This is a genomic window from Streptomyces sp. NPDC002676, from assembly GCF_053592455.1.
In genome coordinates this window covers 179167-202367 of record NZ_JBSFVT010000006.1, presented here as the reverse complement: position 1 = coordinate 202367, position 23201 = coordinate 179167, and the positions used below count along the sequence as shown (strand labels likewise).

Below are 23201 nucleotides of genomic sequence, written 5' to 3'. Positions count from 1 at the left end.
GGGGTAGCAGCCGCCGGCCCGGCGCCCGTACTGTGCCTACCAGGAGATGCTCAGCCGCAGGTCACCCTGGCCCGTGCCCAGTCGGCGTGGTCGGCGCCGTAGCCGTCGCCGCCGTTCGAGACATGCAGCTCCAGGACACGCGCCCCGGTGATGTCCACGTCCACGGGCACTCCCGCCTGGTGGCCCCTGACGACATCGGTGGTGAACAGTTCCTTGCCGTCGGCCAGCACGGAGAAGGCGACGCTGCCGGCGCCCCCCATCTCGTCGTCCACCCCGGCGACACCGGTGAAGCGGGTGCACGATCCGCCCAGGTAGACGGTCACCGTGCTGTCCGCGTGCACGCCGAGGCCGGTGTCGTACGTCGTGCCGGCGATGGTGATGGGCCTGCCGTCGCCTGCCTCCTGCTCGCCGTTCGACGTGTTCCGCTCGACCGGGCCCCAGCCGTTGACGGCATCGAATTCCAGCGAACTCACCTCGTCCGTCCCGGCCTTGGGCGGCGCGGGGGGCGTGAGGACCGTCGCGGGCGCGCTCGCCGAGGACTCCCGTCCGCGGGAGGTGTACGACGCGGTGGCGGAGAACGCCGTCGTCCACGGTGTGCCGGCCTCGGTGGGAGCGGTGATTTCCCAGGTTCGCGTCACTGTCTGGCCCGCGGGCACGGTACCCAGCTTCTGCGAAGCGTCCGGCTCTGCCTTCCACCCCTGCGGCAGCCGCAGCGCGAGCGTCGCGTCATGGGCGGCCGAAGCACGCGGGGTGAACGAGGCCGTGACCTTCCCGGTGCCGCCGCGGGTGAGAGTGTCGGGCGCGGTGATCAGGACGTCCGCGCTCGCCACGGTGTCGCGATGGGGTACCTGCGCGTAGGACGGGGAGTCGAGATCGGTGTAGCGCAGGGGCGTGGTGTGGTTGCCGTAGGACTCCAGGGAGATCCTGCCGAGTCCACCGCCCTGGCCGTCCTCGTTGATCACGGCGACGGCGATGGTGTTACGGCCGTTCGTCCTGAGCATTCCCGGCTGGACCGGGAAGGACTTCTGCGGTCCGAGGTCGTTGACGTAGAGCCCGGCCATCCAGCCGTTGACGTAGATCATGGCGCGGTAGTGACGCTTGGTGTCGTCGTCGATCCGCAGCCCCATCGGCACGTCCTGCCCGGCGGGCAGGTCGAGGTCGACGTGAGTGCGGTACCAGGAGACTCCCGCGGTGTCGTCGGTATGGGGCAGCGCCGTGTTCTGCCAGCCGGAGTCGGGGTAGCCGGGCAGGTGCATGCCGTGGCGTTCACCGTACAGGCCGCCCGTGTTGAGCGGTCCGCGCACCGGGTCGGCGAGGTCCTCGCCGCCGAGTGCCCCCTGCAGACGCCATCCGATCTGCCGTTCGGAGCCGATCAGAGCGGCTGCGGTCAGACCCCGGGGTTCCTTGTGAGCATCGTCGGCGGACCAGTCCTCATGGTGCGCCATGTCTGCGGCGAGCACCGCCAGGACGTTGTCCTTGCCGGGCTTCAGGACCCCGCTCGGAATGGTGAAGGTGTGCTCCCCGGCACGGCTGCTGCCCAGGAAACGGCCGCCCAGCCAGACGAGGTAGGAACCGGCCCTGCCGGTGGAGACGTTGAGCCGCACCGACTTCTCGTCACCGGTGGCCGTGAAGTGGCCGCGGTACCAGACGGAGCCGGTGTGGAAGCCGTAGTGGTCCGCTGCCGGCGAGGGTCCGTCCGCGGCGCGCCAGGCGGCGTCGTCGAAGCCGGGCTGCGCCTCGGGAGTCTCCTTCTGGAACTTCCAGCTCCCGATCTGCGGCAGCTGGACGGGCTTCGGCCCGTCCAGGGCGGCACCGGTGGAATCCAGCGCTCCGGTGGCGGGCTTGCCGTTCCAGGTGACCGAGGTGGCCGGGGTTCCCGTGAGCACCCGCAGCTTCGCCGCCTTGTCGGTGTCACCGGTCAGCCGGAGCACGCCGTCCTCGTAGTCGGCAGTGCGCAGCAGCTCCGGCCCGGAGGCCAGCACCGGTCCTTCGGGGGTGTCGAGCCGCCAGTACGTGTCGGCCGTGGCGTCGTCGGCGAGGAGCAGCAGCACCGGGGTGCCGTGCACGGGGGTGACGAGGACCTGGGCGAGACCGTCGTGGTGGTAGTTCAGGCGCAGGTCTCCCTTGTCGGAGTCCCAGTGCTGCTCGACGGAGCCGCTGAGGACGGTGACCTCCGGGCGTGCGTCGTAGTGCAGCACGCTCTCGCCGTCCTCGCCGTGGCGGCCGTAGAGCAGTGCCACGTCACGGTCGCCGAAGGTGCCGTGCGTCATGATCTCGGAGGTCGAGTAGCGCAGCTGCTGGTGGTCCATCGCGTAGTCGGCGACGAGCATCTTGGTGTCGCGGGCGTCGATGGTCAGCGCGGTCCCCGGCTCCTGCGGCACGGAGGGGTACGAGCCGAGGGCCAGGTGCATGGTGTCCTTGGCCTTGTTGTTGACGTCCTTGTGGCGGACGACCGTGAACGTGGTGCCGGTGTCGGGGTTGCGCCGGTCGCGCCGTGAGATCGCGGTGTTGTCCGGTGCGCCGGCGGTGTACGGCTCGGTGTCGGTGAGCGGGGTCACCGCCTGGACGAAGTACCCGAGCCTCTTGTTGACCAGGTACTTCTCCGTGAGCTGACGGTTCTCGCTGATCGGGGAGCCGTAGTCGTAGGAGCTGTAGACGTTCTCCGGCGAGGGCAGCCAGCCCCAGGACGTGCCGCCGTACGCCATGTAGAAGTTCTGCATGGTGGCGCCGGACGCGATGTTGTTCTCGTACGAGGCCTTGTCGAACTCACCGTTCGTCAGTTCCCGGCACTTGTCGTAGCCGGGGCCGCCCCAGGGGTCGAAGGATCCGCCCTGGAATTCGGCCAGGAACAGGGGCTCGTCCGGTCTCTTGGCGCTCGAGAAGTCCGGCAGCCTGTGCCAGGTGTCGGGGTGGGAGCAGTTGAAGCCCTGCGGGTAGGAGTCGCTACCGTCGATATCGAGTTCCTGGGCGAACGTGCCATTGTGGTTGCCGGTCAGCGGCACCGTGATGCCGTGGGCGCGTGCCTGGTCCGCGAGGTGGCGTATGTAGGCGTGCCCGTCCTCGCTGTCGTCGTAGTACTCGTTCTCGACCTGGTAGGCGATCACCGACCCCTTGCCCTCGGTGAGCTGGTGGCGGGCGATGATCGGGTCGATCCTGGACAGCCACTCGTCGGCGGCCTTGAGGTAGTCCGGCGCCGTGGAGCGCGCCTTCCCCTTCTGCGTGGTGAGGTAGCCGGGGAAGCCCCCGCCGTCGGTCTCGGCGTTGATATAGGGGCCGGGCCTGGCGATGACGTAGATGCCCACCTCGGCGGCTATGTCGAGCAGGCGGTCGACATCGCGCACACCGGTGAAGTCGTACGAGCCCGGCTTGGCGGAGTGGAAGCCCCAGTCGAAGTAGATGGAGGTGGCGTTGTAGCCGCCCGCCTTCATCTTCTGCAGGACATCGCGCCAGGCGTCCGGACTGGGCAGACGCCAGTAGTGGAACTCGCCCGACCAGATGTACAGCGGCTTGCCGTCGATGGTCATGGAGTGCGCGTCGTAGGAGACCTTGTGCGGCTCCGACATGTCCGGCACGGGCGATGAGACGGCCGGACGTGGTGCCTTCGCCGGGGCGTCCGCCTGCGCCGGAGCGCCGAGCAGTCCCGAGGCGGCGAGAGTGCAGGCGGCGAGGGCGACGACGGCGGCGCGTCCGCGTCTGCGGTGCGGCCTGAAGGGCATGAACGTTACTCCTCACAGAGATGAGCGAGCGCGAACAGCCAGGAGTCTAGAAACGTTGAGCTTTGAGGAGAACGGTTGGAACGTGTTTATTTCTGAGGGAGTGCATCAGCCGCATCCGGGGCTGAGGGTTGCCCGCCTCGACGGAGTCGGGTGCCTGGAAAGGACGTTGCTCTCTCCAGGCACCCTTGCTCACACGGCGGGCTGCTGCTGGGTGACGCAGTGGATGCCGCCGCCGCCCGTGCCGAGGCGGTCGATGTTCAACTGCTCGATGACGCGGTCCGGGTAGAGGCGGGCCAGGGTCGCCTTCGCCGCCTCGTCCGCCGTCGTGTCGCCGAACTGGGCGCTGATGACGGCGCCGTTGCAGAGGTAGAAGTTGGCGTAGGAGGCGAGGAAGTTCCGGTTGGTGGAGCGGATCTTGTTGTAGTCCGCGCCCTGGAGGCGCATCACGTCCATGGCCCGGCCCGTGGCGGTCGTCGAGGCGGACAGGATGCCGTACTGCTGGCGGGCGTCGCGCGCGAAGGCGTCGGTGTCGGTGGAGAGGGGCATCTGGACGAGGGCCTCGCCGGGGGCGAGGAAGCGGGACGTGGCGTCGACGTGGTCGTCGGTGATGTCCTGGCCGTAGACGCCGTCGAACCAGATGACCTTGGTGGCGCCGTAGGCGTCGCACATCGCGGTTTCCAGCCGGCTCTCGGACACTCCGGGGTTGCGGTTGCGGTTCACCAGACTGCTGCGGGTGGCCATCAGGGTTCCGGCGCCGTCCTGTTCGATGGCGCCGCCTTCCCCGACGAGGTCGGCGTAGGTGAACGGGACGCCGACGTAGGAGGCGATCCGCTCGGCGACGAGGGCGTCACTGGCGTGGGTCTGCTTGTTGCCCCAGCCGTTGAAGTTGAGGCCGACGGCGTCGAGGCCGCCGTAGCCGTCGGTGCGGAAGACGGGGCCGGTGTCGCGCATCCAGCAGTCGTCGACGGGGATGGAGTCGATGACGGTGACCGACGAGCCGCACATGGAGCGTGCCCTGGCGGCGCTGCCGGAGTTGGCGCACATGACGACCGGTTCGTACTTGGCGATTGTACGGGCGATCAGGGCGATGTCCGCCTGGACACCGCTCAGCTTGCCGACCCATATGGAAGTGCTGTCCGGCCAGGCCATCCAGGTGCGGGTGTGGCGGACATCCTCGACCGGGACACGGAAGGTGCCCGCGGCGGCGCGGGCCCTGTCCTGGGTCGTCGCGGCGAGGGCGGCGCCGGCGGCGGTCGCGCCGGCGGCGGCGAGGAATCCTCGCCGGTTCAGTCCTCGGGTCATTCATGCCTCCTGTGTGGGGGTTGCCTGCGGGGACGAGAGCTGCCGGCGGGCCTCCGCGATCCGGTCCGGGTTCCAGCCGGGGCGCGGTACGGAGTCCAGGAGCAGCCGGGTGTACGGGTGCTCAGGCGCGGCGAGCACCTCGGCGGTGGCGCCGGCCTCGACGACGCGGCCGTGGTGCATGACGAGGACCTCGTCGGTGACGCACCGGACCACGCCGAGGTCGTGGGTGATGAAGAGGTAGCCGATCGCGGTCTGTGCGCGGATGTCGGCGAGCAGGTTGAGGATCTGGGCCTGTACGGACACGTCGAGGGCGGCGACCGCTTCGTCGAGGACGAGGACGGCCGGTTCCACGGCGAGGGCGCGGGCGATGGCGACGCGCTGGCGCTGGCCGCCGGAGAGCTGCCGGGGCAGGGCGTCGGCGGCGCGGGTGCCGAGGCCGACCTGGTCGAGGAGTTCGCGGATGCGGGGCTCGGGGTCGCGGTCGGGGAAGTGCAGGCGCAGGGTCTCGCGCAGGACCCGTTCGACGCTGGTCCTGGGGTCGAGGGAGAGGTAGGGGTCCTGGAAGACCATCTGCACCTCGCGGGCTCTGGCCAGGCGCTGCCGCCGGCCGCGTGCCCGGGCGGGCCGAGCCCTGCCCCGTATCCGGACCTCTCCCGCGTCGGCCCGCTCCAGGCCGACCACGATGCGGGCGGTGGTGGTCTTGCCGGAGCCGGAGCCGCCGACGATGCCGAGGGAGCCGCCCTCGGGCAGGGTGAACGACACGCCGTCCACGGCCCGTACGGCCTCGAAGGCACGGCTCAGGCCGACGGCTTGCAGCAGGGGTTCAGGCATCGCTGACCGCTCCTTCCCGCGCGAGCCGTTCGCTGTGGTGGCAGGCGGCGAGGTGTTCGGGCCGGCCGGGGGCCGGCAGCGCTTCGGGGGCGGCTTCCCGGCAGATCCCGGTCGCGAGGGGACAGCGGGCGGCGAAGGCACAGCCGGTCAGGGGCGTGCGCGGGTCGGGCGGCTGTCCGGGGATGGCGGAGAGCCGGCCGCCCGGGGTCGTGAGGCGGGGTGTGGAGGCGAGCAGGGCCGCGGTGTACGGGTGGCGGGGGTGGGCGAAGAGGACGTCGGCGCGGCCGGTCTCGGCGATCCGCCCGGCGTACATGACGTACACGCGGTCGCTGATCGCCGCCGCGAGGTCGAGGTCGTGGGTGACGAACAGCAGGGCCGTACGGAAGCTCTCGCGGAGCCGGGCGAGGAGGGCGATCACCTCGGCCTGGGTGGTGGCGTCGAGCGCGGTGGTCGGTTCGTCGGCGAGGAGCAGTACGGGGTCGCCCATGAGCGCCGCGGCGATCACGACGCGTTGCAGCATGCCGCCGGACACCTGGCTCGGGTACTTCCCGAGGGCGGTGTCGTCGAGGCCGACGGCCCCGAGGAGCTCCACGGCGCGGGCGGTGGCCGTCGGCGCGTCCATGGTCCCGGTCGAGCGGACGCCCTCGGTGAGGAAGTCGCCGATGCGGCGGAGCGGGTTGAGGGTGGCCCGCGGGTCCTGGAAGATCATGGAGACGGTGCCCGCGCGCAGGGCGCGCAGCCGGTCGGCGTCCATGGTGCGGACGTCGTGGCCCTCGACCAGAACGGCGCCTTCGGCGGCGGCGCGGGGCGGCAGCAGACCCAGCGCGCTGCGTGACGTGAGGGACTTCCCGGAGCCTGACTCGCCGACGAGGGCGACCGTCTCGCCCGGGCCGACGGTGAGGTCGACGCCGTCGAGGACGGGGCGGGCGGTGCCGGGGAGGGTCAGGCGCAGGCCCCGGATGTCGAGCGTGGGCGCCGGCGGCGGGGAGGCGGTTGTGGTCATCGGTCTCTCCTGGCGACGCGGTCGGCCCAGCGCTCTCCGACCACGTTGAACGCGACGACGGTGAGGACGACGAGGACGCACGGCAGGATCGCGGAGAGCGGGTAGCCGTGCTGGATGGCGGTCTGGCCGTCGAAGACCATGCGGCCCCAGTCGGGCGTGAGCGGGGGCACGCCGAGGCCGAGGAAGGACAGACCGGCCAGGTCCATGAGCGCGTAGCCGAAGTTGATGGTGGACTGGGCGAGGACGACGGGGGCGATGCCCGGCAGGACGTGGCGCAGGCAGATCTGGAGCGCCGAGTGGCCCTGGACCTGGTAGGCGCTCACGTACGGACGGGCCCGTTCCGCCAGGACGAGCGAGCGGGTGAGCCTGCTGACGTAGGGCAGGTACGCGAGACCCAGCGCGACGACGGGGGCGAGCAGGCCCTCCCCGTACACGGAGACCACAAGGATCGCGAGGAGCATCCCGGGGAAGGCGAAGACGAGTTCGGTCGAGCGGGACAGGACGGAGTCCAGCCAGCCGCCGCGCCAGGCCGCGGTGGTGCCGACGGCGACGCCCGCGAGGGTGGAGAAGACAATCACACCAAGCGGGCCGAGCAGGGAGGTGCGGGCGCCGAGGAGCAGCCGGGAGAGGGTGTCGCGGCCTGCGGTGTCGGCGCCGAGCGGGTGGTCGGCGGAGGTCCCGGCGAGCGAGGAGCCGAGGTCGACGGCGTTGGGGTCGTGCGGCGCCAGCCACGGCGCGAGCAGCGCCGCGAGGACGACGAGTCCGACGAAGCCCAGGCAGGCAAGGCTGAGCGGTGAACGGCCCGAGGCGGCTCGGATCCTGGAGAGGCCGGGGCGACGGGTGAGGACGGCGGTCATGCGGCGACCCCTCTCGTTCCGAGGGTGATCCGGGGGTCGACCAGGGGCAGCAGGAGGTCCACGATCAGGTTCACGGCCATGAACAGCGCCACGATGATCAGGGAGACGGCCTGGACGGTCGGGAAGTCCTTGGTGGTGGTGGACAGTTCGAGGAGTTGTCCGATGCCGCCGATGCTGAAGGCGGTCTCGACGAGGATCGTGCAGACCAGAAGGGTGGAGACGATCAGGCCGCCGGTGGTGAGCACGGTCCCGAGCGAGTTGCGCAGGACGTGGCGGCGGATGACCAGGCGTTCCGGGACGCCCCGGCTGCGCGCGACGGTCACGTGTTCGCTGTCGAGGGCCTCGAGCATGGCGGTGCGGGTGACGCGGGCGAGCATGCCGATCAGGTAGAGCGCGAGGGCGATCGCGGGCAGGGTCAGATGCCACACCCTGTCGAGGAATCCGTCGCCGGCGCCGCTGCTGGGGAACCAGCCGAGCCTGACGGCGAACAGCCCCTGGAGCAGGACGGCGGCGACGAAGGACGGCGTGCCGACGGCGAGGGTGGTGGCGAGGAGGACGGCGGAGTCGGTCCTGCCGCCGCGTACGGCGGCGGTCCGGCCGAGCAGCAGGCCGACGGTGACGACCACGGCCAGCGCCATGGTGATCAGCAGCAGTGTGGTGGGCAGCCGGTCGGCCAGGAGGCGGAAGACGTCGGTGCGGTAGGTGAGGGATCGGCCGAAGTCGCCCTGGATCATGTCGCCGAGCCAGCGCAGGTACCGTGCTGCGAACGGATCGTCGAGGTGGTAGCGGGCGTTGACGGCGGCCAGCGCCTCGGGTGAGGCGGAGCGGCCGGAGAGCAGGAAGCTCGCGGGGCTGCCGGGCGCCAGGTACATGGCACCGAAGACGACGAACGAGGCGACAAGGAGGGTGGCCGCCATCTCGGCGACCCGCCGTACGGCGAATCTCAGGAAGTCGACGGCGTTCACGGCGTGCTCCCCGCGTCCGCGGCGCCGATGCCGGCGGCCCACGGGTAGTACATGTACGCGATCGTGGTGGGGGCGCCGGTGATCCTCTTGTTCAGGAAGAGGGCGGTCGGCCACTCCGCGACCGGGATCCAGGGCAGCCGCTGCGCGGCGTGCCGCTGGAGTTCGCTCTCGACGCGCAGGCGGCGGTCCTTGTCGTACGTGGCGGTGGCCCGCTCGACCAGTGCGTCGTAGCGCTTGTCGCTGTATCCGGCGAAGTTGAGGTACGCACCGGTCCTGAAGTTGGTCAGGAGGTCGAGCGGGTCGGTGATCGAGTCGTAGTAGGTGAGCGGGAACATGTCGATGCCCTCGCGCGCCCCTGGGTCGGTGAAGAGCGCCGTGAAGGCGTCGGGGGCGACGGACCTGAGGGTGATCCTGAGCCCGATCTCGCTGCCGGCGGCCTGGACGGCGGTGGCGAGGAGGGAGACGTCCTGGCCGATGGAGCTGGTGGCGACGGTGAGGGTCTTGCCGGCGGCTCCGGCTTCCTTGACGAGCGCTCTCGCCCGCTCGACGTTCCGGGTCGTGGGCGGCAGTCCGTCGAGCGCTGCCTTGCGGACCTCGGGTGAGGCGCCCGCCCATGCGGCGCGGGCGGTGAGGGAGCTGGTGGCGGTCCCCGCGCCGCCAAGGCCGGCCTGCACGAATCCGGCGCGGTCCAGGGCGAGGGAGAGCGCCTGACGTACGCGTACGTCGCCGAGCGGGCCGTTCATGTTCGTGATGCCGAGGTTGACGGTGCTGAGGCCCTCGCCGAAGTAAAGGGTGCCGACGCCGCTGTCCTTGAGGCGCCCGTAGCTCTCGGTGGGGATGAGGTAGCCCCCGTCGGCCTCTCCGGTGAGCAGGGCGTTGGTACGGGCGGAGGGGTCGGTGAGGAAGCGGAAGACGACCTTCCCGGCCTTGGCGCGGGTGCCCCAGTAACCGTCGAACCGGTCGAGTTCCAGCGACTGCCCCTTCTGCCAGGCGCCGAGCGTGAACGGGCCGGTGCAGGCGAGGCCGCCGGAGGTGCCGTAGTCGGCTCCCGCCGCGGTGACCCCGGTCCTGGAGGCGACGACGCCCGCGGCGGTCGCCATGTACTGGGGGAACTGCGAGTCGGACTTCTTCAGCTTGACGGTGACCTGAAGGGGACCGGTCTTCCGGATGGAGGCGACATTCTGGAAGTTCTGCGCCCAGGCGGCAGCGTTCTTCGGGTCCCGCTGCCGGTCGAGGCTGAAGACGACGTCGTCCGCGGTCATCGTCCGGCCGTCGTGGAAGCGCACCCCGCGCCGCAGGTCGTACACCCAGGTGGTCGGGTCGGGGTTGGTCGCCTTCTCGGCGAGTGCGGGTTCGAGGGTCAGCCCGGGCGTCCAGCGCATCAGGCTCTCGCAGACGTTGGAGAGGATGGTGTTCTGCGGGTAGTCGAACGCCATGGTGTAGTCGAGCGTGGGCGGCTCGGCGTAGACGGCCCACGTGAAGGAGTCGATGTCTCCCCTGGGCTTGGGGGTACCGGCCGAGAGCACGAACGAGGCACCGGTGCCGCCGCGGGGCGGGCCGGCGCAGGCCGTGACTGCCGTGAGGGCGGCGACCGAGGTGAGGGCCGCGAGGGCAGCCCTCCCAGGGCGGCGTCCAGGGACGCGGGGCGGGGGTGGTGCGGTGCTCATCGTCGCGCTCTCTTTCGGTACGGCAGGGCGGAGGGCTGCAGAGGGGCTTCCTGCTGGGTCACGCGCCGGGGCGGGCCACCGGGATCTGCTGGGTGATGCAGTGGACACCGCCGCCGCCGTACGCGATCACCGGAGCCGGCACGCCGACGACCTTGCGGTCGGGGTACGCGGCGGCGATCACCTCGAGGGCGGCCGGGTCCTGGGGGGCTCCGGCGACCGGGACGACGACTCCGCCGTTGGCGACGTAGTAGTTCAGGTACGAGACCTCGACTCGGTTGCCCGCGACCTCGGCGAAGGCGGTCTGGGGGACGTCGACGATCTCCAGGGCACGCCCCCGGGCGTCGGTCGAGTACTCCAGGACGGCACGGTTGGCGCGCATCCGGGCGTAGTCGGGGTGCTCGGGGTCCTCGGGCAGGGAGACGACGACCTTGCCGGGGGCGGCGAAGGCGCAGACGCCGTCGACGTGGCCGTCGGTCTCGGTGTCGAGCAGTCCGCCGTACGGGAGCCAGATCACCTTTTCGACGCCGAGCTGCCCCTTCAGCTGGGCCTCGATCTCTTCCCGGGTCAGGTCCGGGTTGCGGTTGGGGTGGAGGAGGCACTGCTCGGTGGTGATGAGGGTGCCTTCACCGTCGACGGTGATGGCTCCGCCCTCCAGGATCATGCCGGAGGCGATGCGGTCGACGCCGAGGTGCTCCAGGAGCAGGGCGCTGACGCGGTCGTCGGAGTCGTAGGGATGGTGCTTGCGGCCCCAGGCGTTGAAGCGGAAGTCGACGCCGGCCCGGCGCCCGTCGCCGTCGAGGACGAACAGCGGCGCGGAGTCGCGGAACCAGGAGTCGTCGAGGGGCAGCTCCACGACGGTGACGTCATCGCCGCAGTGGGCGCGGGCGTCGTCGCCGAAGCCGGGCGGGGCGACCATGGTGACGGGCTCGAATCGGGCGATGGCGCGAGCGACATCGGCGTACTCGCGCTTCACGGCGTCGAGGACGCCGTCCCACAGGTCCACGCGGGTCGGCCAGGCCATCAGGCAGCCCTCGTGCTCGGACCACTCGGCGGGCATACGGAAAGCGGTCATCGGGGTCTCTTCTCGATCGATGGAGAGGGATCATGGTCTTGACTGAACTTTCAGTCAAGAATTAGGGCGCGAGCAAGCCCAGGAGGGTCAGAGAAAACAGGAGGATCAGAGAAAGTAGAGGCGGCTCAGGGAGACCTCCTGCGCCGGCTCGGAACGCAGAGGCGCCCCGTCGAGCGTGACAAGGCCGCTGTGGCCGTCGACCTGGACGTCCCCGATGCGCGAGTTGAGCAGCAGGTCGGCCGGGCCGATGCCGCGGGTGCCGCGCACGGCGACCCGGCGACGGCGGGTGGCCATCGCGTCGTACGGGCGGCCGAAGGAACCGGACTCGGCTGCGGCCCGGCTGACGAAGGCCACGGAGAGGTCTGCCGGGGTCGCGCCGTGGGCGCCGAACAGGGGGCCGAGGACAAGGGGTTCACAGGTGTCGGTGGCCGCGTTGGGGTCACCCGTCACTCCATAGGCGGGGAAGCCGTTCTTGATGACCATCTGCGGCTTGGCTCCGAAGAACGGCGGGCGCCACAGCACGATGTCGGCCATCTTCCCGACCTCGATCGAACCGATCTCGTGCGCGAGGCCGTGGGCGATCGCCGGGTTGATGGTGAGCTTGGCCATGTAGCGCAGCACGCGCGCGTTGTCGTCTCCCGGACCGTCGTCCTCCAGCGGGCCCAGCTCGGCCTTCATCTTCCCGGCCATGGCGAACGTACGCCGGATCGTCTCCCCCGCACGTCCCATGCCCTGCGCGTCGGAGGAGGTGATGCCGATCGCGCCCAGGTCGTGCAGCACGTCCTCCGCGCCCATCGTCCCGGCCCTGATCCGGTCACGCGCCAGGGCGGCGTCGCCCGGCAGGTCGGTCTTGAGTGCGTGGACGGAGACGATCATGCCGTAGTGCTCGGCGACCGCGTCCCGGCCGAACGGCAGGGTCGGATTGGTGGAGGAGCCGATGACGTTCGGCACGCCCGCCATCTTCAGGACGTTGGGTACGTGTCCGCCGCCGCAGCCCTCGATGTGGAAGGCATGGATGGTGCGGCCTTCCAGAACGCTCAGGGTGTCCTCGACAGACAGACACTCGTTCAACCCGTCACTGTGCAGGGCCACTTGGACGTCGTGCTCCTCGGCCACCCTCAGCGCCGTGTCCAACGCCCGCGTGTGCGCGCCCATGTCCTCGTGGACCTTGAAACCGGACGCGCCGCCCTCGGCGAGAGCCTCCACCAACGGGGCCGGGTCCGAGGACGAACCCCGGGCGAGGAAGCCGATGTTGACCGGCCAGGCGTCGAAGGCGTTGAATGCGTGCCCGAGCACCCAGGGCGAGTTCACGCCCACACCCCAACTCGGGCCTGCCTCCTGGCCGATGACCGTGGTGACGCCGCTGGCGAGCGAGGCCTCCATGATGCGGGGCGACAGCAGGTGGACGTGGGTGTCGACGGCTCCGGCGGTGGCGATGAGCCCCTCCCCCGGGATCATCGTCGTCCCCGTGCCGACGACGACGTCGACGCCGTCGAGGGTGTCGGGATTGCCGGCCCGGCCGATGGCATGGATCCGGCCCTCGCGGATGCCGATCGACACCTTGCGGATGCCCAGCACCGCGTCGATCACCAGCACGTTGGTGATCACCACGTCACAGGTCTCGCGGACGGCGGCGGCTTTCAGATGCAGCCCGTCGCGGGCGGTCTTGGCGAAGCCGGCGAGGAACTCGTCGCCGGGCTTCTGGGAGTCGGACTCCACGCGGACGACGAGCCCGGAGTCACCGAGTCTGATCCGGTCACCGGCCCGCGGGCCATGCACCGCGGCGTACTCGTGGGGGTCGATGTGACGGCTGCGCCCGGGAGCACAGTGGTCGCCGTGCCGGTTCGGCCTGCTCATGCCCGTACCCCTTCCGAAGTCTCCTTGGCCGGCTCAGCACCGAGATAGCCGCAGGCAGCGGCCCGTGCCAGGGCCCGGGCCCTGGCACCGGGGGCGTCGAGAGGTCCGTCGACCAGGCCCGCGAAGCCGATGGCGACGCGTGAACCGCCGATCGGGACCAGACCCACGTCGACGGCCTGGCCCGCGTCGAAGCGGGTCGACGACCCGGCCGGGGCCGCCAGCCGCATGCCGTAGGCGGCGGCGCGGTCGAAGGCGAGGCGCGGGTTGGCCTCGAAGAAGTGGAAGTGGGAGGTCACGCCGACCGGGACCGTCGCCGTGTTGCGCACGGTGAGCGTCACGAGCGGCTCGGGCACGGCAGGGTCGTCCGGGCCGGGCACTACGGCTCCGGGGGCGCCGTCGTTCCGGTTCAGGGGCCCGAACGGCTCGGCGACGACGGCGAGCCGCGAGCCGTCGTCGAAGACGGCTTCGACCTGGATCTCGGTAACGACGTCGACGACGCCGGGCAGCACATCGTCCGGGCCCAGGGCCGTGCGTCCCCGCTCGATCGCCTCGGCCAGGCGCAAGCCGTCGCGGGCGGCCTCGCAGACGGTGTCCGCGATGAGCGCGGTCGCCTCGGGGACATTGAGCCGCAGACCGCGCGCGTGGCGGGTCCGGGCGAGTTCGGCGGCGGTGAAGAGCAGCAGGCGGTCCCGCTCGGTGGGAGTCAGCGGCATGCCGGCCTCGCGTGCGTGACGTACATGGGTGTTTCCTTCCTCCCCTGCGAGCGCGGCGGGGAGAGGGCGAGGGAGTCGGGGGCTTTCGCGGGAACGGCTCGACATCGGGTGCGAGCGGACCGGCGAGGCCCTGCGATGACCTCACTGTGGCACTGACTGAAATTTCAGTCAATAGATCGGGCGCGCCCAGGGACGGGTGAACGTCCACAGGGCAACGGACCGCGGGAGCCTACGACTGGCGCAGCCGGGCCAGCTCCACCTCGATGGCCTCCGACATGAGGGTGCGCGCGTGGTCGATCGCGAGGCCGCCGCTCAGCCAGCGCATGCTCAGGCCCTCGAGCAGAGCGGTGAGCCGTTCGGCGGCCGAGGCGAGCCGGGCCGCCGGCGCCATGGGGTGGACCTGCCCCATGAGCGCGGCCACCTCCTGTACCCACACCAGAGTCGCCCGGGCGAGGTCCTCGCGCAGGACGGGGTCGAAGACGGCGCTCGCCCTCAGCTCACCCCAGGCCGTGCTGTTCTCCCGCACCTCAGGGGTGTCCTGGAGCTCCAGGAGCAGGACCTGGTCGAGCTCCTCGCGGGGGCCCAGCGGTTCCGCGTCGGGGTCCCGCTCTGTGGTGTACCGCTCGGCGCGGTCGTTGATGAACTCCAGCGTGTGGCGCAGGATTCCGGTGCGGTCCTTGAAGTGGTAGTAGATCAGGCCGGTGGAGACTCCGGCCTCCTCGGCCAGTTCCTCCACGCGGAGCCCGCGGACCCCACGCCGGGCGATGACCCGGGCAGCCGCTTCCAGGATCTGAGTACTGCGAGACGCCATGTCACGAACCCTATCCGGACCACCGGGCGGGGCGATCGCCACGGCGTCCACCGCCGGAGAGCCACCCGGCTCCCGCTCGGCTCACCTGTTCCTCCGGTACTGGCTCAGCACCACCGTGACCGGGCCGCCGTCGGGAGTCGTCTCGACCACACGCGCCACGACGAGCCGCTCGCCGTCGGCACTGCGCACGCAGAACGGCCGCTCGTCGGTCAGCTCGTCGAACGGCAGACTCGTCACCGGCTCTGTGTCGACCCCCCGCTCGCAGTCGGCGGGACTGAGCACGTATCCCGAGGCGATGAAGGCGTCGGAGTCCTCGGGCAGCACGAACTCGCCCTTGTCGCGAGCGAGGTACCACGTGGCGGTCTCGGCGGGCGTCACCTTCCCGGCATCCAGGTCGAACTCGTAGCCGTCGTCGGGGGCGGTCAGTTCGACGTCCTCGTAGCGCGGCGTGTAAGCGACATCCGATTCCGCTCCGCGCCGGCCGGGATCGTCCAGCCAGTACACGGCTCCGGCCGCCGCCATGAGCGCGGCGAGGAGGGCGGCGGCTCCTGCCGTCACGGCCGTACGCCCGCGCCGATTCCTGCGGCGGTCCCGCCGTACGGGCGGACCGCCGTGCGCACCGGCGCCCGAGGCGCCCCGCTCCGCGGGCAGCGCGACGGACGGGGCGGACGCCTGTGTGGGCCGGTGGTGCACGGACGGCCCGTCGAGGAGCGTGGGCTCGGGGGCGGACGGGCCCGATGCCCGACGCATGACCTCCCGCCCGACCGCCCCGGGCAGCCAGCCCTCGCCGAACTCGGGCGAAGGACCTACGGCGGGGTGCGCGCGCACGGTGGCGATCAGCTCGGCCGGGGTGGGTCGCCGCTCGGGCAGCTTGGCCAGACAGTGCCCCAGGAGCTCGCGCAGCTCCTCCGGTACGCGGGAGAGGTCGGCCGGCTCGTGGACGACTCGGTAGAGGGCGGCGGACTCGGGGCCCGCCCCGAAGGGCAGGACACCTCCGGCCACGTAGGCGGCGAGAGCACCGAGCGCGAAGACGTCGGTGGCGGGCGTCACGGCCTGCCCGAGCGCCTGCTCCGGCGCCATGTACGCGGCGGTGCCGATCCGCAGACCGGTGCCGGTGAGCCCGGTGGCGTCGGCCGCGCGCGCGATGCCGAAGTCGATGACGCGGGGGCCGTCCTCGGCGACGAGGACGTTCGCGGGCTTGAGGTCGCGGTGCACCACACCCGCCGCATGGATGGCCTGGAGGGCCTCCGCGATCCCGGCTACGAGCAGGAGCACGGTGCGCGTGGGCAGGGGGCCGTACCACTCGACGACCTGCTGGAGCGAAGGACCCGGTACGTAGGCGGTGGCGAGCCAGGGGACGGCGGCGTCGACGCCGGCGTCCACCACCTGCGCGGTGAACAGGCCGTGGATGCGGCGTGCGTTCGCGACCTCCTGGGCGAACCGGCTGCGGAACTCCGGGTCGGCGGCGAAGTCCTCGCGGACCACCTTCAGGGCGATGGGCCGACCGCCCGGAGTACGGGCGAGGTAGACGATGCCCATCCCGCCGGAGCCGAGCCGGGCGTGGACTCGGTAGCCGCCGATCTCGCGGGGATCGTCGGGTGACAGCGGCGGTTGGACCGGCTGAGCCCGGGGCGGCTGGGTGGTGGGCATGGGCGGCTCTTTCGGCGGTACGGATCGGCTGGTCGAACAGCCGGAGCGAGGGACGACTGTGCCGATGGGCGCACGGCACGCCCTACGCCCGATCGTGCATGCTGACTAAAGTTTCAGTCAACACGACCCGATGGATGAGTACCGGGCGAAAGAGGACAAAGGGTGAAGGACCGGAAGAAGGCGATCCTCGAAGCGGCTGCCCGGGTGATCGCACGCCGCGGGGTGCGCGGGCTGCGACTGGAGGAGCTGGCCGCCGAGGCACGGGTCTCCAAAGCGCTCGTCTACTACCACTTCGGCGACCGCTCGGGCCTGCTGCGCCACACACTGAGGTTCATCGGCGACCGGGCGGAGCGGTACGCCCGCGGCCGGCCACCCGGCCCACAGCGACCCGGGAGTCCGCTCCGCGAGCTCGAACGCAGGCTGCTGCTCGAGCTCCAGGACACCCCGGAGGTGCGCGAGAACAGCACGGCATGGGGCGAGCTGCGGGCCAGCGCCGTCTTCGAACCGGAGCTGCGGGAGGAGCTGGCACGGGCGGGCCTCGAATGGGCCGGGGAGATCGCGGATCTCCTGGGCCAGGTCGCCCCCACCGCCCCTGACAAGGCCCTCGTCGCCGCGGCCGAGCGGCTCATCGTCCTTCTGGAAGGCCTGAGCATCCGGTGGCTCATCGGGGTACTGCCGGTCGACCACGCCTGCGAGCTGATGCGGGGCGCGATCGCGGCGGAGGTCGAGGGGGTACGGCTGCGCGACGGCGTGCCTCACGGTGGCCCAGCGATTTGACTGAAAATTCGGTCAGTGTCACAGTGGCGTCCACGGCCATCCCCGCTCACGCCTCCACTCAGCCGTCCGTACGGCCGACATACCCGTGAAGCCAAGGCCCGCGATTCCGCCGCCGAGCGTCACCGCGATCCGCCCGCCGCCACCGCCGGATAGCCTCGCCAGTACACGATCGGAGCACACCGTGTCCCACTTTCCCCCCTCCCGCCGCACCGCCCTGCGCGCCTTCGCCGGAATCGGCGGCGCCCTTGCCCTCGGCGCCACCGCCTGCGGTCCCGAGGAGTCCGTGAGCGGTGGCACGAACAGCTCCTCCGCCCGCAGCGCGGCGTCGGACGGCGAGCGCCGCTTCGGCGCCGAGTGGGAGAGCCACACCCGTACGTTCATGTGCTGGCCCGCCCTCGCCTCCGTCTGGGAGGACGAACTGCCCTACGTACGGAAGGACATCGCCCGCATCGCACGAGCCGTCGGGGAGTACGAGGCGGTCGTGATGCCGGCCCGCCCCGACCAACAGGCGGCGGCCCAGCGGGCGTGCGGATCGCAGGTCGAGGTCATCCCGCTCGCCGTCGACGACCTGTGGGCCCGCGACACCGTCCCCGTCTTCGTCGAGGAGGGCGGCGAGGTCGTCGGCGTCGACTTCAACTTCAGCGGCTGGGGCAACAGGCAGGAGCACGCCAACGACGCCCAGGTGGGTCGCAAGCTGCTCGGCAAGTACGGCATCCCCCGCGTACAGGCGCCGCTCGTCGCCGAGGGCGGCTCCTTCGAGACCGACGGCGAGGGCACCCTCCTCATCACCGAGAGCTCGATCGTCAACGACAACCGCAACCGCGGAAAGAGCCGGGACCAGATCGAGGACGAGCTCATCGAGACCCTCGGTGTGGAGAAGGTGATCTGGCTGGCGGGTGTCCGCGGCGAGGACATCACCGACGCGCACGTGGACAGCCTCGTACGGTTCACCGCGCCGGGCGTGGTCCTCCTCGACCAGGCGTTCCCCGGCACTCCCCCGGACTCCTGGTCCCGTTCGTCCGACCAGGCCCGTTCGGTGCTCAGCAAGGCGACCGACGCGCGGGGCCGACGCTTCGAGATCATCGACCTGCCGCAGCCCGACCTCGACAAGATCACCGGCGAGGGCGACGACTTCGTGTCCACCTACGCCAACTTCTACATCGCCAACGACGCCGTCTTCCTGCCCAGGTTCGGCGACCGGAAGGCGGACGCCCGGGCGAAGGCCATCCTCCAGGAACACTTCCCCAAGCGGGACATCGTCCAGGTGCAGATCGACACCATCGCCTCCGGCGGCGGCGGAATCCACTGCTCCACCCACGACCAGCCCGGCAAGCCCGCCGCCTGACCGAGCCCGGGCAGCGCGCGGATCTCGGTCAGCAGCTCATCCCGCTGCCGGGAACGGGCTGGCGGCGGGGGCGATACACCGCGGGCAACCTGGCGGACCTCACAGAATCGGCCGTCGACCTGTACGCCACCGAGCCGGCGCGGTCCCTCGGCGACGAGCCTCCCTCCGGCGTGGTCACGCCGGAGGGAGGCAGAAGGCTCAGCGAGCGATTCCGTAAAGGGGTTCCGGACCATTCTCGGTCCAGGGCATCGCCATCACGCCCCGGGACCTCTCACTCCAAGGCTCCCCGGATCCGGCCCAGTATCTCCCGCAGAATGTCCTGCGACGTCGCGAAGTTGAGCCGTACGAAGCCCTCGCCGCCCGGTCCGAACGCGCGGCCGTCGTTGAGCAGGACCCGGGCCTTGTCCAGGAAGAAGGTGTGCGGGTCGGTGTCCAGTCCCAGTTCGCGGCAGTCGAGCCAGGCGAGGAACGTGGCCTGCGGGACCCGGTAGCGCACACCGGGAGGCAGTTCCTCGCGCACGAGTTCGGCGTTGCGCGCCAGGACCGGCCTCAGCTGGGACAGCCAGTCCTCCCCTTCCCGCCAGGCGGCCAGGGTGGCCGCGACGCCGAAGGTGTTCGGCTCGCCGTACAGGTGGCTCGGGTTCGCCAGCGCCTCGCGCACCTCGGTCGCGCCGACATGGGCGACGGAGCAGCGCACCCCCGGCACGTTGAACGCCTTCGTGGCCGAGGTCAGGGTCACCGTGCGCGCGGCCACCTCGGCCGAGAGCGAGGCGAACGGGAGGTGCCGGTGGGGGGCGTGGACGAGTTCGGAGTGGATCTCGTCCGCGATGACCAGCAGGTCGTGGCGGAGCGCGAGCCCCGCCAGCGCCTCCAGTTCTTCGCGGCGCAGCGCACGTCCCGTCGGATTGTGCGGGTTGACCAGCAGCAGCACCCGGGCGGGCCGCTCCCGCAGTTCCCGGTCCAGGCGCTCGGCGTCGAACGTCCAGCTGTCCTCGTCCGGCGTGTACGGCACCGAGTGGAGGCGGCGCCCCATGCTCGCGATCGTCTCCAGGAACGGCGGGTAGGTGGGCGTGTGCACCACGACACCGTCCCCCGGCCGCGTGGCGACGGACAGCACGGCCTGGAGGCCCTGGTTGATGTCGGTGAACTCCCTTACGTGAGAAGGGTCGAGGACCCAGCCGTGGCGTTCTCGCATGCGGTCGGCGAACGCGGCCCGCAGGGGGGTTCCCACAGCCCCTCCGTCCCAGGAGGGATAGCCGAGGTCGTTGTCCACGCACCGCAGCAAGGCCTCACGCACGCTCGGGGCGGGCGGGAAGTCCATCTCCGCGATCCATGCCGGAAGCACGTCCGGCTCGACTCGGCTCCACTTGACTCCCGAGCGCCGGGACAGCTCGCGGACGTCCAGGTCGTCGAACATAGATGGCCTTTCTCCTGTCATCAACGGCTTCTCATGCCTACCCGTCATTCCGGGTTGATAGGAGCGGCGAACCGTAGGCGGACGTCGGACCGCGGCCTTCACCGTCCGGGCGGGCGCGCCGGAGAAGCAGACCGGGTGCCGGCACCGAGACCCGGGCGCAGGCGTTCCAGCAGGGCGTACAGAGTCGCGCTCTCGTCCGCGTCGAGCGTGTCCAGCGCACCGTGGCTCGCCTGCATCTCTTCCCGGACGCGGCGAACCAGCTCCCGGCCGCGGTCCGTCGCCACCACGTTCTTGACCCGGCGGTCCACGGGGTCGGGCTCGCGGCGCACCAGCTCGCGGGCCTCCAGACGGTCCACGATCCCGGTGACGTTCGACGCGTCGCACACCAGCAGGGTGGCGAGGGCGCGCATCGGCAGCGGGCGGTCGAGCTGAGCGAGGACCTTCGCCTGCGTGGGCGTCAGGCCGTGGTGGGCCGCCGCGGCGGCGAAGTCACGCCACTGGGCCGTACCGATGGCGGCGAGCAGCTCCAGCAGCCGGAGCTTGGTGGGGGTCTCGGGGGCCGTGGTGCTCATGGCTCGAGCGTACAAGATGCTTCATGGCCTCAATTGTTTGTTTGACCATCTTAAGTATCTCGTCTACTGTCGGTCGGAGTACTTGATGACATGAAACATCTACGTCCTGAAGCACCGAGAAGGTTTCTCCTTTCATGAGCCAGCCCACCCCTCCGCCCGCCGACGGTCGCAGACGTGAGACCGTCATCGTCTTCGCGCTGAGCCTCGCCGCGATGGTCGTGTCGATGATGCAGACCCTGCCGGTCCCGATCCTCGGCCTGATCCGCGCCGACCTCGGCACCTCGACCGCCAACGTGAGCTGGGTGACCACCGCCACGCTGCTCTCCGCCGCCGTCTTCACCCCGCTGCTCGGCCGCTTCGGCGACCAGCACGGCAAGAAGCCCACCCTCGTGGGCGTGCTCGGCGTCATGGTCGTCGGCTCCGTCATCGCCGCCCTCGCGCACTCGCTTCCGCTGCTGATCCTGGGCCGTGTCCTGGAGGGATCCGCCACGGCGATCTTCCCGCTGGCCCTGTCCGTGCTGCGCGAGGAGGTCCGCCCCGAGAAGCTGCCCGGCGCCATGTCGCTCGTCAGCGGCACCCTCGCCTTCGGCAGCGGCCTCGCGCTCGTCGCCACCGGCCTGCTCACCTCGGGCCACGACGCCGACTACCGCAGCGCCTTCTGGATGGCCACCGGCCTGGCCGCGCTCGCCCTGCTCGCGGTGGTCTTCCTGGTCCCCGCGACCCGCCACAAGACCGGCGGCCGTACCGACTTCCTCGGTGCGCTGACCCTCGGCATCACCCTCCTGCTGCTCCTGCTGCCGATCTCGCAGGGCCACGAGTGGGGCTGGACCTCCGCCCGCACGCTCGGCTGCTTCGCGGGCGCGGCGGTCATGACGGCCGTCTGGGTCGTCACCGAGCTGAAGGTCCGCGAACCCCTCGTCGACATGCGGATGTTCGTCCACCGGCCGGTGCTCATGGCCAACCTGGCCGGCATCCTCGTCGGCTTCGGCATGTTCGCGAACTTCCTCGGCATCTCCTACCTCGTCCAGATGCCCAAGGCCCTCACCGGCTACGGCTTCGACGCGTCCATCCTGCGCGCCTCCGTGCAGTTCCTGCTGCCCGGCGCGATCGTCTCGCTGCTCGCCTCCCCCATCGGCGGCCAGTTGGTCCGCCACCGCGGCCCGCGCACGGCCCTGACCCTGGCCGCCGCGCTCGGCGCCGTGGGCTTCGGCTGGCTCGCGCTCGACCACGGCCACACCGCCTCGGTGATCGGCGCCGGCATCGTCGTCGGCGCGGCCGTCAGCTTCGGCTACGCCGCCATGCCCGCCATCATCATGGCGAGCGTCCCGCACCACCAGAGCGGCATCGCCAACGGCATCAACTCCATCTCCCGCTCCACCGGCAGCGCCATCGGCAGCGCCATCGTCACCACGATCCTGGCTTCGAAGACCATCGAGCACCTGCCTGCCGGCGTCCCGGCACTGCCCGCGGAATCCGGGTTCACCCTCACCTTCTGGATCGGAGCCGCCGCCTTCGCCCTCTGCGCGGTCATCAGCGGCTTCGGCCTGCGCGGCGGGCACGGTCCGCGTACGGCGACGGTGACGGCTGCCGCCCCGGCCGCCGCCACCGCCACCGCCCCCGAGAAGGCGACCGAACCGGCCGCCTGACGCAGGTGAGAACACGGTCACCGTGCCCGACGAGACGGGCACGGTGACCGTCGTATTCTCGACCCGGACCGGGCGAGGGCCGGAAGAGGACGGACACAGGCAGGACCCGCTCGGCCGCCTCGGCCTCGCTCAGCGCGCGGGCGCACGAGGAGGTCCTCCAGCGCATCGTCGACCGGCGGTACACGCAGGGCGCCCGCCTCGTCGAGCGGGAGGTCGCCGAGGAGCTGAGCATGTCCCGCGTACCGGTGCGCGAGGCGCTGCGCGCGCTGGTCGCCGAGGGGCTGCTCGAACTGCTCCCGCACAGCGGCGTACGCGTACGGCGCCTGGAGCGCACCGACGTGGAGCATCTGTACGAGGTGTGGGAGCCCCTGGCCGTCCAGGCCTCGCGGCTCGCGGCGCGGGCCGCGGCGGCGGGCGACCCCGAGGGGCTCGCCGCACTGGAGGCGACGCTGCGCCAGGCCGAGTCGGCGGCAGCGGCGGACGAGGGAACGCGCGAGGTGGCCGCGCACACGGCGTTCCACGAAGGCGTCGTCGCCATGGCGGGCAACCCGCTGCTCGCGCGCACGATGGAGCAGCTGAGCCGGCACCTGCGGCTGCTGTTCGGACTGCACGCGGAGCCCGCCCACATGCGGGCCCAGCACGCCGAGATGTACCGGCACATCGCCGTCGGCGACGCGGACGCCGCGGCGGCCAGCACGCTGCTGCACGTGCGCGACAGCAGGGCCGTCGCCCTGCGCACCCTCTTCGGCGACAGCGCATCTGCTCGGGTGGGTGACGGACGTACGGCTCGACGAGGAGCTGACGGACTGCTACCGCGTCGTCGCCGACGGGGGCGCGGACGTCATGGGCCTCCCGCACGCCGACTTCGGGGCCGGTTCGCCGGCCGACTTCGTCCTCGTGCGGGGCGAGTGCCTGCCCCAGGCCGTCGTGGACATGCCGCAAAGGGACATGGTGGTGCACCGCGGAGTCGTCGTGGCCCGGACCGGAGAATTCCTCGACT

General features: G+C 71.2%; 17 protein-coding genes and 2 pseudogenes. 5 read left to right on the top strand and 14 right to left on the bottom strand.

Going from position 1 to position 23201, the window contains the following annotated elements:
- Window positions 1–50: 50 nt before the first annotated feature.
- From ACWD3E_RS19380 to ACWD3E_RS19325, 12 genes are all read right to left on the bottom strand, one after another.
- On the bottom strand, window positions 51–3716 hold the full coding sequence (locus ACWD3E_RS19380; protein WP_451388767.1) for a beta-galactosidase: 3666 nt from the start codon (window positions 3714–3716) through the stop codon (window positions 51–53).
- Between the two features lie 189 nt (window positions 3717–3905).
- Window positions 3906–5018 carry an agmatine deiminase family protein gene (locus tag ACWD3E_RS19375; protein WP_451388766.1) on the bottom strand — a complete coding sequence of 371 codons (1113 nt, stop codon included), beginning with the start codon at window positions 5016–5018 and terminating at the stop codon, window positions 3906–3908.
- A complete protein-coding gene (locus tag ACWD3E_RS19370; RefSeq protein WP_451388765.1) occupies window positions 5019–5849 on the bottom strand; it encodes an ABC transporter ATP-binding protein in 831 nt (276 codons plus the stop codon).
- Window positions 5842–6852, bottom strand: a complete 1011-nt coding sequence (locus ACWD3E_RS19365) for an ABC transporter ATP-binding protein (protein ID WP_451388764.1) — start codon at window positions 6850–6852, stop codon at window positions 5842–5844. The genes ACWD3E_RS19370 and ACWD3E_RS19365 overlap by 8 nt, the downstream gene beginning before the upstream one ends.
- Entirely contained in the window at window positions 6849–7709 is an 861-nt protein-coding gene (locus tag ACWD3E_RS19360) for an ABC transporter permease (protein WP_451388763.1), read from the bottom strand. Before ACWD3E_RS19360 ends, ACWD3E_RS19365 begins: the two co-directional genes overlap by 4 nt.
- Window positions 7706–8674 carry an ABC transporter permease gene (locus tag ACWD3E_RS19355; protein ID WP_451388762.1) on the bottom strand — a complete coding sequence of 323 codons (969 nt, stop codon included), beginning with the start codon at window positions 8672–8674 and terminating at the stop codon, window positions 7706–7708. Before ACWD3E_RS19355 ends, ACWD3E_RS19360 begins: the two co-directional genes overlap by 4 nt.
- Window positions 8671–10341, bottom strand: coding sequence for an ABC transporter substrate-binding protein (locus tag ACWD3E_RS19350; protein WP_451388761.1), 1671 nt, complete (start codon window positions 10339–10341; stop codon window positions 8671–8673). The genes ACWD3E_RS19355 and ACWD3E_RS19350 overlap by 4 nt, the downstream gene beginning before the upstream one ends.
- A gap of 58 nt (window positions 10342–10399) precedes the next feature.
- A complete protein-coding gene (locus tag ACWD3E_RS19345; protein WP_451388760.1) occupies window positions 10400–11413 on the bottom strand; it encodes an agmatine deiminase family protein in 1014 nt (337 codons plus the stop codon).
- Window positions 11414–11518: 105 nt separating this feature from the next.
- The gene (locus ACWD3E_RS19340) at window positions 11519–13270 is read right to left on the bottom strand and encodes an urease subunit alpha (RefSeq protein WP_451388759.1); all 1752 of its coding nucleotides are present in this window, start codon (window positions 13268–13270) and stop codon (window positions 11519–11521) included.
- Window positions 13267–13983, bottom strand: coding sequence for an urease subunit gamma (ureA, locus tag ACWD3E_RS19335; RefSeq protein ID WP_451388758.1), 717 nt, complete (start codon window positions 13981–13983; stop codon window positions 13267–13269). Before ureA ends, ACWD3E_RS19340 begins: the two co-directional genes overlap by 4 nt.
- A gap of 229 nt (window positions 13984–14212) precedes the next feature.
- Complete coding sequence (locus ACWD3E_RS19330) at window positions 14213–14794, bottom strand: TetR/AcrR family transcriptional regulator (RefSeq protein WP_451388757.1); 582 nt, start codon at window positions 14792–14794, stop codon at window positions 14213–14215.
- An 81-nt stretch (window positions 14795–14875) separates the two neighbouring features.
- Window positions 14876–16444 (bottom strand): serine/threonine-protein kinase, encoded by a 1569-nt coding sequence (locus tag ACWD3E_RS19325; RefSeq protein ID WP_451388756.1) that lies wholly within the window; start codon window positions 16442–16444, stop codon window positions 14876–14878.
- Window positions 16445–16606: 162 nt separating this feature from the next.
- Here ACWD3E_RS19325 and ACWD3E_RS19320 point away from each other — a divergent pair, with 162 nt between their 5' ends.
- The gene (locus ACWD3E_RS19320; protein WP_451388755.1) at window positions 16607–17221 is read left to right on the top strand and encodes a TetR/AcrR family transcriptional regulator; all 615 of its coding nucleotides are present in this window, start codon (window positions 16607–16609) and stop codon (window positions 17219–17221) included.
- A 181-nt stretch (window positions 17222–17402) separates the two neighbouring features.
- Window positions 17403–18566 (top strand): agmatine deiminase family protein, encoded by a 1164-nt coding sequence (locus tag ACWD3E_RS19315; RefSeq protein ID WP_451388754.1) that lies wholly within the window; start codon window positions 17403–17405, stop codon window positions 18564–18566.
- A 271-nt stretch (window positions 18567–18837) separates the two neighbouring features.
- Here ACWD3E_RS19315 and ACWD3E_RS19310 read toward each other — a convergent pair whose 3' ends face one another.
- Both ACWD3E_RS19310 and ACWD3E_RS19305 read right to left on the bottom strand, forming a co-directional pair.
- Window positions 18838–19983: a MalY/PatB family protein gene (locus ACWD3E_RS19310; RefSeq protein ID WP_451388753.1), complete on the bottom strand. Its 1146-nt coding sequence runs from the start codon at window positions 19981–19983 to the stop codon at window positions 18838–18840.
- Between the two features lie 98 nt (window positions 19984–20081).
- Window positions 20082–20555, bottom strand: coding sequence for a MarR family winged helix-turn-helix transcriptional regulator (locus ACWD3E_RS19305; protein WP_451388752.1), 474 nt, complete (start codon window positions 20553–20555; stop codon window positions 20082–20084).
- Window positions 20556–20689: 134 nt separating this feature from the next.
- On the opposite strand from ACWD3E_RS19305, the gene ACWD3E_RS19300 reads away from it, so the two are divergent.
- The 3 genes and pseudogenes from ACWD3E_RS19300 to ACWD3E_RS19290 all read left to right on the top strand — a co-directional run.
- Window positions 20690–22201, top strand: coding sequence for an MFS transporter (locus ACWD3E_RS19300; RefSeq protein ID WP_451388751.1), 1512 nt, complete (start codon window positions 20690–20692; stop codon window positions 22199–22201).
- A 56-nt stretch (window positions 22202–22257) separates the two neighbouring features.
- Window positions 22258–22956: pseudogene (locus ACWD3E_RS19295) on the top strand (GntR family transcriptional regulator); the annotation flags it as partial.
- Window positions 22955–23194, top strand: a pseudogene (locus ACWD3E_RS19290) (cytosine deaminase); the annotation flags it as partial. The pseudogenes ACWD3E_RS19295 and ACWD3E_RS19290, both read left to right, overlap by 2 nt.
- Window positions 23195–23201: the final 7 nt, after the last annotated feature.